Source organism: Planotetraspora mira, from assembly GCF_016863275.1.
GTDB classification, from domain to species: domain Bacteria; phylum Actinomycetota; class Actinomycetes; order Streptosporangiales; family Streptosporangiaceae; genus Planotetraspora; species Planotetraspora mira.
Map to the genome: position 1 here is coordinate 23,752 of NZ_BOOO01000010.1, position 14,217 is coordinate 37,968.

12 protein-coding genes are annotated in these 14,217 nt (G+C 67.2%); 5 read left to right on the top strand and 7 right to left on the bottom strand.

Translation table 11 applies throughout. The annotated features are described in order from the left end of the window. Nucleotides 1-61: 61 nt before the first annotated feature. The 7 genes from gyrA to dnaA form a co-directional block, all read right to left on the bottom strand. Nucleotides 62-2,638 carry a DNA gyrase subunit A gene (gene gyrA / locus Pmi06nite_RS10495; RefSeq protein WP_203952729.1) on the bottom strand — a complete coding sequence of 859 codons (2,577 nt, stop codon included), beginning with the start codon at nucleotides 2,636-2,638 and terminating at the stop codon, nucleotides 62-64. A 15-nt stretch (nucleotides 2,639-2,653) separates the two neighbouring features. Next, nucleotides 2,654-4,597, bottom strand: coding sequence for a DNA topoisomerase (ATP-hydrolyzing) subunit B (gyrB, locus tag Pmi06nite_RS10500; RefSeq protein ID WP_203952730.1), 1,944 nt, complete (start codon nucleotides 4,595-4,597; stop codon nucleotides 2,654-2,656). Between the two features lie 335 nt (nucleotides 4,598-4,932). Then, nucleotides 4,933-5,457 (bottom strand): DciA family protein, encoded by a 525-nt coding sequence (locus Pmi06nite_RS10505; RefSeq protein WP_239113806.1) that lies wholly within the window; start codon nucleotides 5,455-5,457, stop codon nucleotides 4,933-4,935. Then, the gene (gene recF / locus Pmi06nite_RS10510) at nucleotides 5,447-6,658 is read right to left on the bottom strand and encodes a DNA replication/repair protein RecF (protein WP_203952731.1); all 1,212 of its coding nucleotides are present in this window, start codon (nucleotides 6,656-6,658) and stop codon (nucleotides 5,447-5,449) included. The genes Pmi06nite_RS10505 and recF overlap by 11 nt, the downstream gene beginning before the upstream one ends. Before the next feature lie 79 nt (nucleotides 6,659-6,737). Continuing rightward, nucleotides 6,738-7,682, bottom strand: coding sequence for a phosphogluconate dehydrogenase (NAD(+)-dependent, decarboxylating) (gene gnd / locus Pmi06nite_RS10515; RefSeq protein WP_203952732.1), 945 nt, complete (start codon nucleotides 7,680-7,682; stop codon nucleotides 6,738-6,740). 92 nt (nucleotides 7,683-7,774) lie between these two features. Beyond that, nucleotides 7,775-8,914: a DNA polymerase III subunit beta gene (dnaN, locus tag Pmi06nite_RS10520; protein WP_203952733.1), complete on the bottom strand. Its 1,140-nt coding sequence runs from the start codon at nucleotides 8,912-8,914 to the stop codon at nucleotides 7,775-7,777. Nucleotides 8,915-9,440: 526 nt separating this feature from the next. Continuing rightward, entirely contained in the window at nucleotides 9,441-11,060 is a 1,620-nt protein-coding gene (dnaA, locus tag Pmi06nite_RS10525) for a chromosomal replication initiator protein DnaA (RefSeq protein ID WP_203952734.1), read from the bottom strand. 588 nt (nucleotides 11,061-11,648) lie between these two features. Here dnaA and rpmH point away from each other — a divergent pair. From rpmH to Pmi06nite_RS10550, 5 genes are all read left to right on the top strand, one after another. Then, the gene (rpmH, locus tag Pmi06nite_RS10530) at nucleotides 11,649-11,786 is read left to right on the top strand and encodes a 50S ribosomal protein L34 (protein ID WP_203884487.1); all 138 of its coding nucleotides are present in this window, start codon (nucleotides 11,649-11,651) and stop codon (nucleotides 11,784-11,786) included. A 71-nt stretch (nucleotides 11,787-11,857) separates the two neighbouring features. Further along, complete coding sequence (rnpA, locus tag Pmi06nite_RS10535; RefSeq protein ID WP_203952735.1) at nucleotides 11,858-12,235, top strand: ribonuclease P protein component; 378 nt, start codon at nucleotides 11,858-11,860, stop codon at nucleotides 12,233-12,235. A gap of 35 nt (nucleotides 12,236-12,270) precedes the next feature. Continuing rightward, nucleotides 12,271-12,555, top strand: coding sequence for a membrane protein insertion efficiency factor YidD (gene yidD, locus Pmi06nite_RS10540; RefSeq protein ID WP_239113818.1), 285 nt, complete (start codon nucleotides 12,271-12,273; stop codon nucleotides 12,553-12,555). A gap of 4 nt (nucleotides 12,556-12,559) precedes the next feature. Beyond that, nucleotides 12,560-13,513: a membrane protein insertase YidC gene (gene yidC / locus Pmi06nite_RS10545; RefSeq protein ID WP_203952737.1), complete on the top strand. Its 954-nt coding sequence runs from the start codon at nucleotides 12,560-12,562 to the stop codon at nucleotides 13,511-13,513. Nucleotides 13,514-13,532: 19 nt separating this feature from the next. Beyond that, entirely contained in the window at nucleotides 13,533-14,027 is a 495-nt protein-coding gene (locus Pmi06nite_RS10550) for a Jag family protein (protein ID WP_203952738.1), read from the top strand. The last annotated feature ends 190 nt before the right edge of the window (nucleotides 14,028-14,217 follow it).

The window sequence follows — 14,217 nt, forward strand, 5'->3', positions numbered from 1 at the left end:
GGACGGGCGCCCGGCGATTTTTTTCTGGCCGCCCCGGTCGCCCGCGCACCGCCGCTATCACTCATGCGTCGTCTCCTGCCCCGTTTTCCTCGATCTCCAGTGACTCGAGCTCTGTCGGCTCGGTCTCGGCCGATTCGAAGGACTCCGACTCGATTTCATCCGAGTTGGCGTCCAAAGCCTCGGCATTGCGGGCAAGGGCGACGACGCTGTCCCCATCAGCGAGGTTCATCAGGCGCACCCCCATGGTCTGGCGGCCCGACTGCTTGATCTCGCCCGCACTGGTCCGGATCACCCCTCCGGCCGATGTGATGGCGAAGACCTCGTCCTCGGGCCTCACCATGACGGCTCCAACCAGCTTGCCACGGGCGCTGACGATCTTCGCTGTCAGCACCCCCTTGCCACCCCGTCCCTGCACGGGGTACTGGTCCGCGGGAGTGCGCTTGGCATAGCCGCCCTCCGTCGCGATGAGCACGTCATCACCGTGACTCACGACGTTCATCGCGAGGAGTTCGTCCCCGTCGAGGAAACGCATGCCGATGACACCACTGGTGGCGCGGCCCATCGGGCGAAGAGCGTCATCGGAGGCGGTGAAACGAATCGACTGCGCGTTCTTGGAAACGAGCAGCAGATCGTCCTCCTCCGACACGAGTCGTGCGGCGATCACCTCGTCATCTTCGCGCAAATTGATTGCGATGAGGCCACCAGATCGGGGCGAATCGTATTCAGACAGCCGTGTTTTCTTGACGAGGCCGCTTTGGGTCGCCAGTACGAGGTACGGCGCGACCTCGTAGTCCCGTAGATCGAGGATCTCCGCGACGTGCTCGTCGGGCTGCATGGCGAGCAGGTTGGCCAGGTGCTGTCCCCGCGCGTCGCGGCCCGAGTCCGGCAGTTCGTACGCCTTGACCCGGTAGACCCGCCCCTTGTTGGTGAAGGCCAGCAGCCAGTGGTGGGTCGTGGTCACGAAGAAGTGCTCGACGATGTCGTCCTGGCGGAGCTGGGCGCCGCGGACTCCCTTGCCGCCGCGCTTCTGCGCCCGGTAGAGGTCCATGTTGGTGCGCTTGGCGTAACCACCACGGGTGATCGTGACGACCATGTCCTCTTCGGCGATCAGGTCCTCGATGGACATGTCGCCTTCGTAGGCGATGATCTCCGTCTTACGGTCGTCGCCGAATCGGGCGAGGATCTCGCTGAGCTCGTCGGAGACGATCTGCCGCTGCCGGGGCTCGGAGGCGAGGATGTCCTGGTAGTCGGCGATCTGCGTCATCAGGCCGTCGTACTCGTCCTGGATCTGCTGCCGCTCCAGGGCGGCCAGCTTGCGCAGCTGCATGTCCAGGATGGCCTGCGCCTGGATCTGGTCGATCTCCAGCAGGGTCATCAGGCCGCCCTGCGCCTCGGCCGCCGAGGGCGATCGGCGGATGAGGGCGATGACCTCGTCCATCCGGTCGAGCGCCTTGAGCAGTCCAAGCAGGATGTGGGCCCGCTCCTCGGCCTTGCGGAGCAGGAACCGGGTCCGCCGGACGACGACCTCGATCTGGTGCTCGATGTAGTACTTGACGAACTGGTCGAGACGCAGCGTCCGCGGCACGCCGTCCACCAGGGCGATCATGTTGGCGCCGAAGGTGGTCTGCAGCTGGGTGTGCTTGTAGAGGTTATTGAGCACGACCTTGGCGACGGCGTCGCGCTTCAGCACGATCACCAGGCGCTGGCCGGTCCGGGAGGAGGTCTCGTCGCGGACGTCGGCGATGCCGGTGACCTTGCCGTCCTTGACCAGTTCGGCGATGGTGAGCGCGAGGTTGTCCGGGTTCACCTGGTACGGCAGGGCCGTGACGACCAGGCACTGCCGGCCCTTGGCGTCCTCCTCGACCTCGACGATCGCCCGCATCGTGATCGAGCCGCGCCCGGTGCGGTAGGCGTCGTCGATGCCGCGGCGGCCGACGATCAGCGCGCCCGTCGGGAAGTCGGGGCCCTTCACCCGGGCGATGAGCCCTTCGAGCAGTTCCTCGTCGGTCGCCTGGTAGTTCTCCAGCGCCCACTTGACGCCCTCGCCGACCTCGCGGAGGTTGTGCGGCGGGATGTTGGTCGCCATCCCGACCGCGATGCCGGCGGCGCCGTTGACGAGCAGGTTCGGGAACCGCGACGGCAGGACGATCGGCTCCTGCGACCGCCCGTCGTAGTTGGGCTGGAAGTCGACGGTGTCCTTTTCGATGTCCCGGAGCATCTCCATGGCGATCGGCGCGAGGCGGCACTCGGTGTACCGCATCGCGGCCGCCGGGTCGTTGCCCGGTGAGCCGAAGTTGCCCTGTCCGTCGACCAGCGGATAACGCAGCGACCAGGGCTGCGCGAGCCGTACGACGGTGTCGTAGATCGACGCGTCACCATGCGGGTGGTAGGAGCCCATGACGTCACCGACGACGCGCGAGCACTTGAAGTAGCCGCGGTCGGGGCGGTAGCCACCGTCGAACATCGCGTACAGGACGCGCCGGTGCACGGGCTTGAGGCCGTCCCGGGCGTCCGGCAGCGCACGGGACACGATGACGGACATCGCGTAGTCCATGTAGCTGCGCTGCATCTCGGACTGGATGTCGACCGGTTCTACGCGATCGGCGGGCGGTCCCGGAGGCGTGTTCACTTCCGTCACGGAAAAGTCCTTTTGCTATACGTCGAGGAAACGAACGTCACGGGCATTGCGGATGATGAAGTTCCTGCGGGCCTCGACGTCCTCGCCCATCAGGACACTGAACAGTTCGTCCGCCTGGGCGGCGTCGTCGAGCGTGACCTGCAGCAGCACCCGGGTCGCTGGGTTCATCGTGGTCTCCCACAGCTGGGAGGGGTTCATCTCGCCGAGACCCTTGAAGCGCTGCACGCCGTCGTGGAGGCGGGGGTCGCGCTTGCCGCGCCCGACGCCGTCCTCGATGATCGCGTCGCGCTCCCGGTCGGAGTAGGCGTAGGAGGCGTCCTCGCCCTTGCGATCCCACTTGATCTTGTAGAGCGGCGGCTGGGAGAGGTAGACGTGCCCGGCCTCGATCAGCGGCCGCATGAAGCGGAACAGCAACGTCAGCAGCAGCGTGGTGATGTGCTGCCCGTCGACGTCGGCGTCCGCCATGAGGATCAGCTTGTGGTACCGCAGCTTCTCGATGTCGAACTCGTCGTGCACACCGGTGCCGAGAGCCGTGATCAGCGCCTGGACCTCGTTGTTCTTGAGGACCTTGTCGATCCGGGCCTTCTCGACGTTCAGGATCTTGCCGCGGATGGGCAGGATGGCCTGGAACTTGGGATCCCGGCCGCCCTTGGCCGAGCCGCCGGCCGAGTCACCCTCGACGATGTAGAGCTCACACTTCTCGGGCTCCGACCACTGGCAGTCGGCCAGCTTGCCCGGAAGGCCGCTGCCGCTTTCCAGCAGGGACTTGCGGCGGGTGAGGTCACGGGCCTGGCGTGCCGCGAGGCGGGCGCGCGAGGCCTGGAGCGTCTTGGTGATGATGTCCTTGGCCTCGCCGGGGTTGCGCTCGAACCAGTCGCGCAAGTGGTCGTTGCACGCCTTCTGGACGAACGACTTCGCCTCGGTGTTGCCGAGCTTGGTCTTGGTCTGGCCCTCGAACTGCGGGTCCGCCAGCTTCACCGAGATGATCGCGGCGAGGCCCTCACGGACGTCGTCGCCGGTGAGGTTGTCGTCCTTGCCCTCCTTGAGGAACTTCTGCTCGCGCGCGTAGCGGTTGACGATGGTCGTCAGCGCCGCGCGAAAGCCCTCCTCGTGGGTGCCGCCCTCGGCCGTGTTGATCGTGTTCGCGAACGTGTAGATGGACTCGCTGTAGGAAGCGTTCCACTGCATCGCGATCTCGACCGAGATGCCCTCGCCGTGCTCCTCGAAGTCGACGACGGAGCCGTGGATCGGCTCCTTCTTCGAGTTGAGGTGGGTGACGAAGTCGGCGAGGCCACCCTCGTAGTGGTACTTGATCTCAACCGGCTCGCCGTTGATGTGGTCGGGCCGTTCGTCGCGAATGATCATCGCGAGGCCCTTGTTGAGGAACGCCATCTCCTGGAACCGGCGCGTCAGCGTCTCGAAGTTCCAGACGGTCGTCTCGAAGATGGTGTCGTCGGCCCAGAACGTGGTGGTCGTCCCGGTCTCGTCGGTCGGCTCGCCCCTGGTCAGCGGGCCGGTCGGCTTGGAGTGGTCATACGTCTGGCGCCAGTGGTAGCCGTCGCGCTTGATCTCCACATCGAGCCGGGTCGACAGGGCGTTGACCACCGCCGCGCCGACGCCGTGGAGGCCGCCGGAGACGGCGTACGACTTCCCGTCGAACTTTCCGCCGGCGTGCAGCGTGGTCATGACCAACTCGACGGCCGGCCGCTTTTCCACAGGGTGTTCACCGACGGGGATGCCCCGGCCGTTGTCCACCACCCGCACGCCGTTGTCGGCGAGGAGCGTGATCTCGATCGTGTCGCAGTAGCCGGCGAGCGCCTCGTCGACCGAGTTGTCCACGATCTCGTAGACCAGGTGATGGAGGCCGCGCTCGCCCGTGGAACCGATGTACATTCCCGGGCGCTTGCGGACCGCCTCGAGTCCTTCTAGAACGGTGATTGAGCTTGCGTCGTAGGACAAGTGCGAAATCCTCCTGCCAATGGACACGCGGCGGGAGGTCGTCTAGCTTGGCCGCCCCAGCCGTGCCCGTCACCGTCGTGAATGCCCCGATGCGCCCACCCTGCGGGAAATCGACCCTCAAGGTCGGGGGGTGACGCAAACCGGACGTGTCCTTAAGTCCACATTCATTCTACCGGTCCTGGAGACCTCAGGAGGCATTGACGGGGGCTGTGATGCCCTGTCGCGTGTTGATCATCGTTTTGAACTTCCCCCACCGGAGACGGGGGTCGAAGCCTCACACGCGATTTTGGGCCGGTTCGGGCTTTCTCCGGTGTCCTACGGCTCAGCTCCCGGGATCACCCGTAACTGTCTCCGGGGCCCTGGCTGCCGTGGACCCGCAGACCGCCCGTCGGACGCGGCCCCACGTTCGGGCCGTGCACCTTCACGCGCGTGACCGTGCCGTCGCCCAGCTCCTCGTTCAGCCTTCTGACCAGCGTAGACGCTAAAAGGCGCACCTGCGTGGCCCAAGCGGTCGAGTCCGCGGCCACGACGACCTCACCGTCCGCGAAGGTCTCCGGGGTGGTGTGGCCGGCCAGTTCGGGCCCGACGATCTCCCGCCAGCGGCCGAAGACGCCGCCGATGGCCGCAGGCTGCTCCCAGCCGCGGTCGGCCAGCAGGTCCCGGATGGCACGGCCGAAGAGCTGGGGATCGCCGGCGTCCCGCTTCGGCCCGCCCTTGCGGCGGCGTGGTTCCGACCGGGGGAGCTGTCCGCGTTTCACGGCGTCGGCCTTGGCCTGCGCCAGCTTCTCGCGGGCCATCGCGGCGCCCTTGGCCGCGGTCCCCTCCGGGGACTGGTCCCCACCTGTGGATTCAGCGGACACGCAGCACGCTCCCTTCGGTCACGTCGAATCGGGACCCCGCGAGCTGGGCCGGAACGTCGTCCGGCACCGCGGCCGTGATGAGGACCTGCTCGGCCGGGGCGACGATGTCGGTCAGCCGCCTGCGCCGCTGGTCGTCGAGTTCGGCGAAGACGTCGTCCAGGATCAGCACCGGGTCGCCGCCGTCGGAGCGCAGAAGGTCGTAGGCCGCCAGCCGCAGGGCCAGGGCGAACGACCATGATTCCCCGTGGCTCGCGTAGCCGCGTGCCGGCAGGTCGCCGAGGGTCAGCAGCAGGTCGTCGCGATGCGGCCCCACCAGGGTGACGCCTCGGTCCAGTTCAGCTTGGCGCACCTCGGCCAGGCCCGCCCGGAGGCGCTCAGCCAGATCTTCGCGGTTTGTCCCCAGAACGCTGACATCTGTGGACAACTTATCGTCGGCCTGGTCCTCGCCTGCCGAACTCCGGTATTCCAGGCCCGCCGGCGCGGAGGTCGGCGCGAGAGTGGCATAGGCCTTGGCGGCCAGTGGCCGCAGCGCGTCGACCAGGTCGAGCCGTCCGGCCAGGAGTTCGGCGCCGTGCCGTACGAGATGGGAGTCCCACACCTCGAGCGTGCTCATGACGTCCCCGGCCCCGGCGGCCGCGAAGGCGGCGTCGTCGTCCTGCTTGCGGGACCCGCGCCGCCGGCCGGTCTTGGTGGTCGCCGCCGTGCGCAACAGGGCGTTGCGCTGCTTGAGGACCCGGTCGTAGTCGGCGCGGACCCCGGCGAATCTGGGGGCGCGGGCGACCAGCAGGTCATCGAGGAACTTGCGGCGCTCCGACGGATCCCCCTTGGACAGGGCGAGGTCCTCCGGCGCGAAGAGCACCGTCCGCAGGAGGCCGAGGGCCTCGCGCGGCCGCGGAACGGGGGAGCGGTTGACCCTCGCGCGGTTGGCGCGGCCGGGGTTGATCTCCAACTCGATCAGCGCCCGGCGGTCGTCCTTGACGACCACCGACCGGATGATCGCCCGTTGCGCGCCCTGCCGTACGAGCGGGGCGTCCGTCGCGACGCGATGGCTGGAATGCGTCGCGAGGTAACCCACGGCTTCGACGAGGTTGGTCTTCCCCTGCCCGTTGGGCCCGACGAAGGCCGTGGCCCCGGGCTCGAGATCGAGCTCGACCGCGGGGTACGACCGGAAGTCGGTGAGGGAGAGGCTGGCCACATGCACGCCGCAAGGCTACTAACGCCCGGACGCCCGCGTCGTACGGCGGACGCGTTCAGTCAGTTCCCGTCGATCAGAACACGGTTCAGTGCTGGACTTCGCGGGGCGGCGCGACGTCGGCGCCGGGGGCGTCCGCACCCTTGCCCGTCTGGCCTTCCACCGAGGCGACCGCGTGCCCGCCGAACTGGTTGCGCAGCGCCGCGATCATCTTCATCGAGGGGGAATCGGCCTGGCGCGAGGTGAAACGCGCGTAGAGGGCTGCCGTGATCGCCGGCAGCGGCACCGCGTGATCCACAGCCGCCTGCACCGTCCACCGGCCCTCGCCGGAGTCCTCGGCATACCCCTTGAGCTCGGACAGGTCGGGGTCCTGCTCCAGAGCCCGCACCATCAGGTCGAGCAGCCAGGAGCGGATGACCGTGCCGTGGCGCCAGCTCGCGAACGCACCGGGGACGTCCGTGACGACGTCACTGGCCTCCAGCAGTTCCCAGCCCTCGGCGAAGGCCTGCATCATGCCGTACTCGATGCCGTTGTGGACCATCTTCGCGAAGTGACCGGCGCCGACCGGTCCGGCGTGGACGAAGCCGTCCTGTCCTCCGGGCCGGAGGGTGGTGAAGATCGGGTCGAGCCGACGCACGTCCTCGGCCGTACCCCCGACCATCAGGGCGTAGCCGTTCTCGAGCCCCCAGATGCCGCCGCTGACCCCGACGTCGACGAAGCCGACGCCCTTCTCGGCGAGGTCGGCGGCGTGCACCTGGTCGTCCTTGTAGTGCGAGTTGCCCCCGTCGACGATCAGGTCACCGGGGGAGAGCAGGTCACGCAGTTGGCTGATCGTGGCCTGGGTGGGCTCGCCGGCGGGCACCATCACCCACACGGCACGGGGCGCCTCGAGCCTCTCGACGAGGTCGGCCAGACTGCCGACGTCGCTGACGGCGGGATCGCGGTCGTATCCGACCACGTCATGACCGCCGCGGCGAAGCCGCTCGGCCATGTTCCCGCCCATCTTGCCGAGACCGATCATGCCGATCTGCATGTGAGCCACCCCTTAGCCTCCGGATCCACCGCGAGGCACGCCTACCCGTGTGCGGGCCCTCAAATCGGCCCCGGTAGATGGTACGCCCCGGGTCAGCTGGACAAGCGGATGGGCATGATGAGGTAGCGATAGTCCTGGATTTCCCCGTCATCCACAGGCTTTCCGCCTGTGAGGATGGCGGGCTTGGTGGATGTCGTGAACTGCAGACGCGCCACGTCGGAGTCGATCGCGCCGAGCCCTTCCAGCAGGAACTGGTGGTTGAAGGCGATGTTGATCTCCTCGCCGTCGAACTCGACGGGCAGAGCCTCCACCGCCTGGGCCTCGTCGCCGCTGCCGGCCTCCAGGATGACCTCGTCGCCGCGGAAGGCCAGCCGTACGGGGGTGTTGCGCTCGGCCACCAGCGCGACGCGCTTGACGGCCTCCACGAACGCGGCTGTGGACAAGTCCGCGTGAGCGGAGAACTGCGTCGGAAGCAGCGAGCGGTACTTGGGGAACTCGGGGTCGAGAAGCCGCGTCGTGGTCCGCCGCCCGGAACTGGAGAAGCCGATCATCCCCTCGCCGGTGCCGCCCGCGGAGCTGAGCGCGATCTCGACCTGAGCCCCGGTGGCGCCCAGCGCCTTGGCCGTGTCGGCCAGGGTCCTGCCGGGGACCATGGCGATCGCCTGGAAGTCGGGCTGCTCCGGCTGCCACTTCAGTTCACGTACGGCCAGGCGATACCGGTCGGTGGCCGCGAGGGTGACCGTGTCGCCCTCGATCTCCATCCGGACGCCGGTGAGCATCGGCAGGGTGTCGTCCTTGCCCGCGGCGACGGCGACCTGGCCGACGGCGGAGGCGAAGACGTCGCTGCCGATCCGGCCGGCCGCGGGCGGCATCGCGGGGAGGGACGGGTAGTCCTCCACCGGCATGGTCAGCAGCGTGAACCGCGCGCTTCCACAGGTGACGACCGCCTTGGCGCCGTCGACGACGAAGTCGACCGGCTGAGCGGGCAGCGCCCGGGTGATCTCGGCGAGGAGCTTGCCCGACACGAGGACCACACCGGCTTCGCCGACCTGGGGGTCGAGGGTCACCTCCGCCGACACCTCGTAGTCGAAGCCGGAGAGCTTGAGTTGGCCCTCCTGTGTGACTTCGAGCCTCATGCCCGCCAGCACCGGCACCGAGGGCCGGGCCGGAAGGCTGCGTGCGGTCCACGCCACGGCTTCGGCGAGCACGTCGCGATCGATCCGGAACATCACGGGGATCAGCCTCCTGGATTTCGCTGCATCGTCAAGTGTGCACTCTCTGAGCCCTTGGCTCCTCCAGAACCCCTTCTATGGTTCTTGAGTTCTTAGGAGAGAGATATATAGGTCTTCTCATTAGGGGCCGTGGATATGTGGATGTCGAGCATGTTCGCAGGTCAGGACCAAGGTTTAATCCACTGCGGGTGTGGGCGAGAGGTGCATGTGAACCGTGTTGCTGTGGGGAACGGCTGCTTCCCCACAGCGGTTCCCCAGTCTCGGGCCCCTTCATCCACGAGTTACCCACGAGGTTTCCACCGGTTGTCCACGGGGTAGAAGGCGCCGCCGCGGGGGCCTGGACCGGTCGCGCACAGGGCGTCCCCAAGTCGTCCACGAGTAGTCCCCAGGCCATCCCCAGGATTTCCCCACATCCGTCCCCCACCTCTTAATGGTGCATTTCGGGTAACCAACGGGCTGGTGACGCCCAGAAGGCTTCACGGGTGTGTGCGGGGTTTGATCCACAGCGATATCCACAGGCTGTGCATCACGCGTTGCGTGCGCGCTGCTTGACCCGGGTCGTGAGCTCGTTGACCTGGTTGTACATCGAGCGCCGTTCCGCCATGAGCGACCGGATCTTGCGCTCCGCGTGCATCACCGTGGTGTGGTCGCGGCCGCCGAACTGCTGCCCGATCTTCGGGAGGGACAGGTCGGTGAGCTCACGGGCCAGGTACATGGCGATCTGCCGGGCGGTGACTAAGGCACGCGACCGGGAGCTGCCGCACAGATCGTCGAGCGAGACCCCGAAGTACTCGGCCGTCGTCGACATGATGAGGGAGATCGTGATCTCGGGGCTGGCGTCCTCGCTGATCAGGTCCTTGAGGACGACCTCGGCCAGCTGGATGTCCACAGACTGCCGGTTGAGACTGGCGAACGCGGTGACCCGGATGAGTGCGCCCTCCAACTCGCGGATGTTGGTGGCGATGCGGCTGGCGATGTACTCGAGCACGTCGGGAGGCGCGGCCAGTCCTTCCTGGATGGCCTTCTTCCTGAGGATCGCGATGCGGGTCTCCAGCTCGGGCGGCTGCACATCGGTGATCAGGCCCCACTCGAAGCGGTTGCGGAGCCGGTCCTCCAGCGTGACGAGCTGTTTGGGCGCCCGGTCACTGGAGATGACGATCTGCTTGCTGGCGTTGTGGAGGGTGTTGAACGTGTGGAAGAACTCTTCCTGCGTCTGTTCCTTGCCCTCCAGGAACTGGATGTCGTCCACCAGCAGGATGTCGACCGCTCTATACCGCGAGCGGAAGCCGTCGGCCTTGTGGTCGCGGATCGAGTTGATGAAGTCGTTGGTGAACTCCTCGGAGCTCACGTATCTCACCCGGGCGCCGTCATAGAGGCTCTGGGCGTAGTGGCCGATCGCGTGCAGCAGGTGAGTCTTGCCCAGCCCGGAGTCTCCGTAGATGAACAACGGGTTGTACGCCTTGGCCGGCGTCTCCGCGACGGCGACCGCCGCCGCGTGGGCGAACCGGTTGCTCGCGCCGATGACGAAGGTCTCGAAGGTGTACTTCGCGTTGAGCCGAGCCGGCTCGCTGGTGGTCCGCGCGCCTCGGCTGTCCCACCGGTTCTGCACGGGCTCGGGCTTCGGCGCCGGAGGCGGCTCGGGGGAGTAGACGGGGGTCGGCTGTGGATACTGCTGCGACCCGTACGGCTCCTCCACGGGCGACGGGCCGTCCTGGCCGAAGGAGGGGAAGCCCTGCTGCTGTGGACGGTGTTGTGGATAGTCGGTGGACGGGCTGAGCGGCTCGGGCCGGTGTTGCCTGCCGTAGCCGGGCTGCGGCTGTCCACCGTGGGGATAACCCTGATCCTGCGGCTGGGGATAGACGTCGTGCTGGGCTCCCGCGGAGGAGGTCGCACCGGGATCGACCATGACGGCGATCCGCACCGGGCGGCCGAACTCCTGGGAAAGCGCGTGCGCGATCAGCGGCCGCAACCGGACCTCGAGGACTTCCTTCGCGAAATCGTTGGGAGCGGCCAGGAGAATCGTGTCGTTGATGAGCCCGGACGGCTGGGTCATCTGGAGGAACGCGCGCTGTTGTCCCGAAACGCCCTCGTCAAGAAGGGTTCCGAGCGCCCGAGACCATACCGCGTTGAGGTCGACGCCTTCCATGGCTCCGCCCCTCCCTCCCTTGCGCGGCCCCCGCTCGCACGCCGCGATTCGTTTCCACTTCAGCCCGGCCCGGGATGACCCGGCGGTGTTCAGCCCCCGTTAGCTGATCCACATGAGATCCACATGTTGTGCACAGTCGGTGCGATGTTTCCCGGGCGCATTCACGGTGACAGAGGGAAAGGCCGGAGGGTTGACAGTAGCGGTGGAGCAACATGCGTTCAAGACGTTGTCCACAAGCCTAGTGGGCTGTGGACGCCCGCCGTACGCGCTTGTTCCTTCCGGTGCGTCGGGGCGTCCCGCGCACTCGCCGGGGGAGGTCACGGGGTACCGTCCGGGGGCCGGGGTGGCCTGCGGGGCCACTTGATCGTCATGCTTGGGGACGCGCTCACGGATTAGGCGGACGACGGTCCGAGGGCGATAGAGTGGCTGGTCGGGTTTGACCTGGCGTGGGGTCGGCCCGTAACGTATGCCGGTCGGCTAATCACGCGACGGCTATTTCGCATGCCCACGCAGCTGACGAGCCGTAACCTTGGAATGTCCCGCGCCCGCAAACTTTGCGTGCGTATCTGAAGTCTTGGGAGCCCACTCGTGAGCAAGCGTACTTACCAGCCGAACAACCGTCGCCGCGCGAAGACCCACGGCTTCCGGCTGCGCATGCGCACCCGCGCGGGCCGTGCGATCCTGGCCAGCCGGCGCCGTAAGGGTCGCGCCGAGCTGACCGTCTGACGACGAGAAGCCCGCCGTCGCCCGCCGTCTGTTCCGTCGGCGGGCGACAGCCGTACCTAGAGGAACACGCGGTGCTGCCGTCCGAGTCGCGGATGCGACGAGGTGACCAATTCGCCGACGCGATACGCCGCGGGCGACGCGCCGGTCGTCCCATGCTGGTCGCACATTTTTCCGTGCGCGAAACCGATGAACCACCGGTGGTGGGTTTCGTCGTGAGCAAGGCGGTCGGGGGTGCGGTGATCAGAAACCAGGTCAAGCGCAGGCTCAGACACCTCATGCGGGACCGTGTAGTGCGGCTCCCTAGAGGTAGCCTGCTTGTGGTACGCGCCAATCCACCGGCCGCGTCCGCGCGAAGCGAGAATCTGGCCGCCGAACTCGACGTCGCGCTGGATCGTTTACTCCGGCGGAGGGGGTCCGAGCCCCGGACCCTGACGGATGGACGGTCATGACAGCGGAGCAGCCGATTCCGGAGTCCGGAATCGCGGTGACGGACCCCCGGCCGGTAGACCCGGCGGGCCCGGTCGCTCGGGTTCTGGTTGTCCCGATCCGGTTCTACAGGGCCTTCATCAGCCCGATGCTCGGCCCGCGATGCCGGTTCGAGCCGTCTTGCAGCGCCTACGGCCTCGAGGCGATCACCGTTCACGGGGCACTACGCGGGGTATGGCTGACCGTTAGGCGTATCGGGCGGTGCCACCCGTTCCATCCTGGAGGTTTCGACCCGGTGCCCCCACCCCGAGTCCGGTCTCACGACGAAACGCAAGGGAGCTAGCTCGGTGGAGCTGCCATTCCTGAATTGGCTGTACACGGCCGTGGCCTGGGTGATCACCCAGATCCATGCCGGATACAGCACATTCATCCCCTCAGATAACGGGCTCAACTGGGCGCTCACCATCATCACGCTCACCGTGCTGATGCGCCTGCTGATCTTCCCCCTCTTCATGAAGCAGATGCGCTCGTCGAGGAAGATGCAGGAGCTCGCGCCCAAGGTCCAAGAGCTGCGCAAGAAGTACAAGAACGACAAGCAGCGCATGAACCAGGAGGTCATGGCCCTTTATCAGGGGGCCGGGGCCAACCCCCTCGGCGGCTGCCTGCCGGTCGTCGCGCAGTTCCCGATCTTCATCTCGATGTTCACCGTGCTGCGGGCCATCGCCGAGGATCGTGCGACCTTCGGAATGACGCGCGAGTTGGTGGACAGTGCGCGTGCGGCCCACATCCTGGGCGCTCCGCTGCCGGCGACCTTCTGGTCGAGCGCCAGTGAGATCTCCAAGTTCGGCGCCGACCCGGTGGTCACCAAGATCGTGCTCGCCGTCTTCGTCGCGATCAGCTCGGGCACGACGTTCCTCACCGTCCGGCAGAGCGTGACGCGCTCGATGCAGCAGATGCCGGACAACCCGATGGCTCAGCAGCAGAAGATCCTGATGTACATCTCGCCGCTGTTCGCCATCTTCAGCCTGAACTTCCCCCTCGGCCTGATCCTTTACTGGGTGACGACCAACCTGTGGACGCTCAGCCAGCAACACTGGTTCTACAGTCGCCATCCCATGCCGGTCGTCGACGAAAAGGGCAACATGACGACGCCCCCACCGACCAACGGCATCTTCACCAAGCTGGTGGGCAAGCCGAAGGCCGCGTCTGAGGAGCCGCCGCCGGCGCCAGAGCCTAAGATCGTCCGTCAGCAGCCGACGCGCCAGCCCCGTAGCAAGCGCACCGGCAGCAAGAAGCCGTAGCAGAAAGAGAGTCCCGGACGTGACCGAAGCTGAGGACAGCCCGAAGCCTGCTCCCGACGTCGAGGCGTTGGAGCAGGAGGGGGAGATCGCGGCCGACTACCTCGAGGGCCTCCTCGACATCGCCGACATCGATGGCGACATCGACATGGACGTCGAGGGCGATCGCGCCGTGGTGTCGGTCGTCGACATCAAGGGCGTCGACCTGACGGGTCCCGCCGGCGAGGTGCTCGAAGCCCTCCAGGAGCTCACCCGCCTCGCGGTGCACCGGCAGACCGGTGAGCGCTCCAGGCTCATGCTCGACGTCGGTCGTTACCGCGAGCGCCGCAGGGTGGAACTCACCAAGATCGGCTCTGCCGCGGCCCATGACGTCAAGCGCAGCGGAGAGCCCAAGGCCCTCCAGCCGATGACGCCCTTCGAGCGGAAGATCGTGCACGACGCGGTCGCCGCGGCCGGGCTCAGGAGCGAGTCGGAGGGGGAGGAGCCGCGTCGATTCGTCGTCGTCCTCCCCGTCTAGTCTCTCTTCGTACGGAAAGCCGCCGGACTCCTCGGAGCCGGCGGCTTTGTCGTTTCCACAGGCTCAGCCGATCAAGCGATGGATCGTGGGCCGCGCGCCTGCTGAGTCCCTCGTGGCAGGGCATGATTTGTCAGACACGACCTTCAGGTTCGTGCGGGGATGGGCCACTACCCTTGGCCCGAGACGGTTC

Excerpts from the sequence above, each read along its gene's own strand:
- gnd (WP_203952732.1), bottom strand. The coding sequence starts at position 7,682 with ATGCAGATCGGCATGATCGGTCTCGGCAAGATGGGCGGGAACATGGCC.
- dnaA (WP_203952734.1), bottom strand. The coding sequence starts at position 11,060 with ATGGAAGGCGTCGACCTCAACGCGGTATGGTCTCGGGCGCTCGGAACC.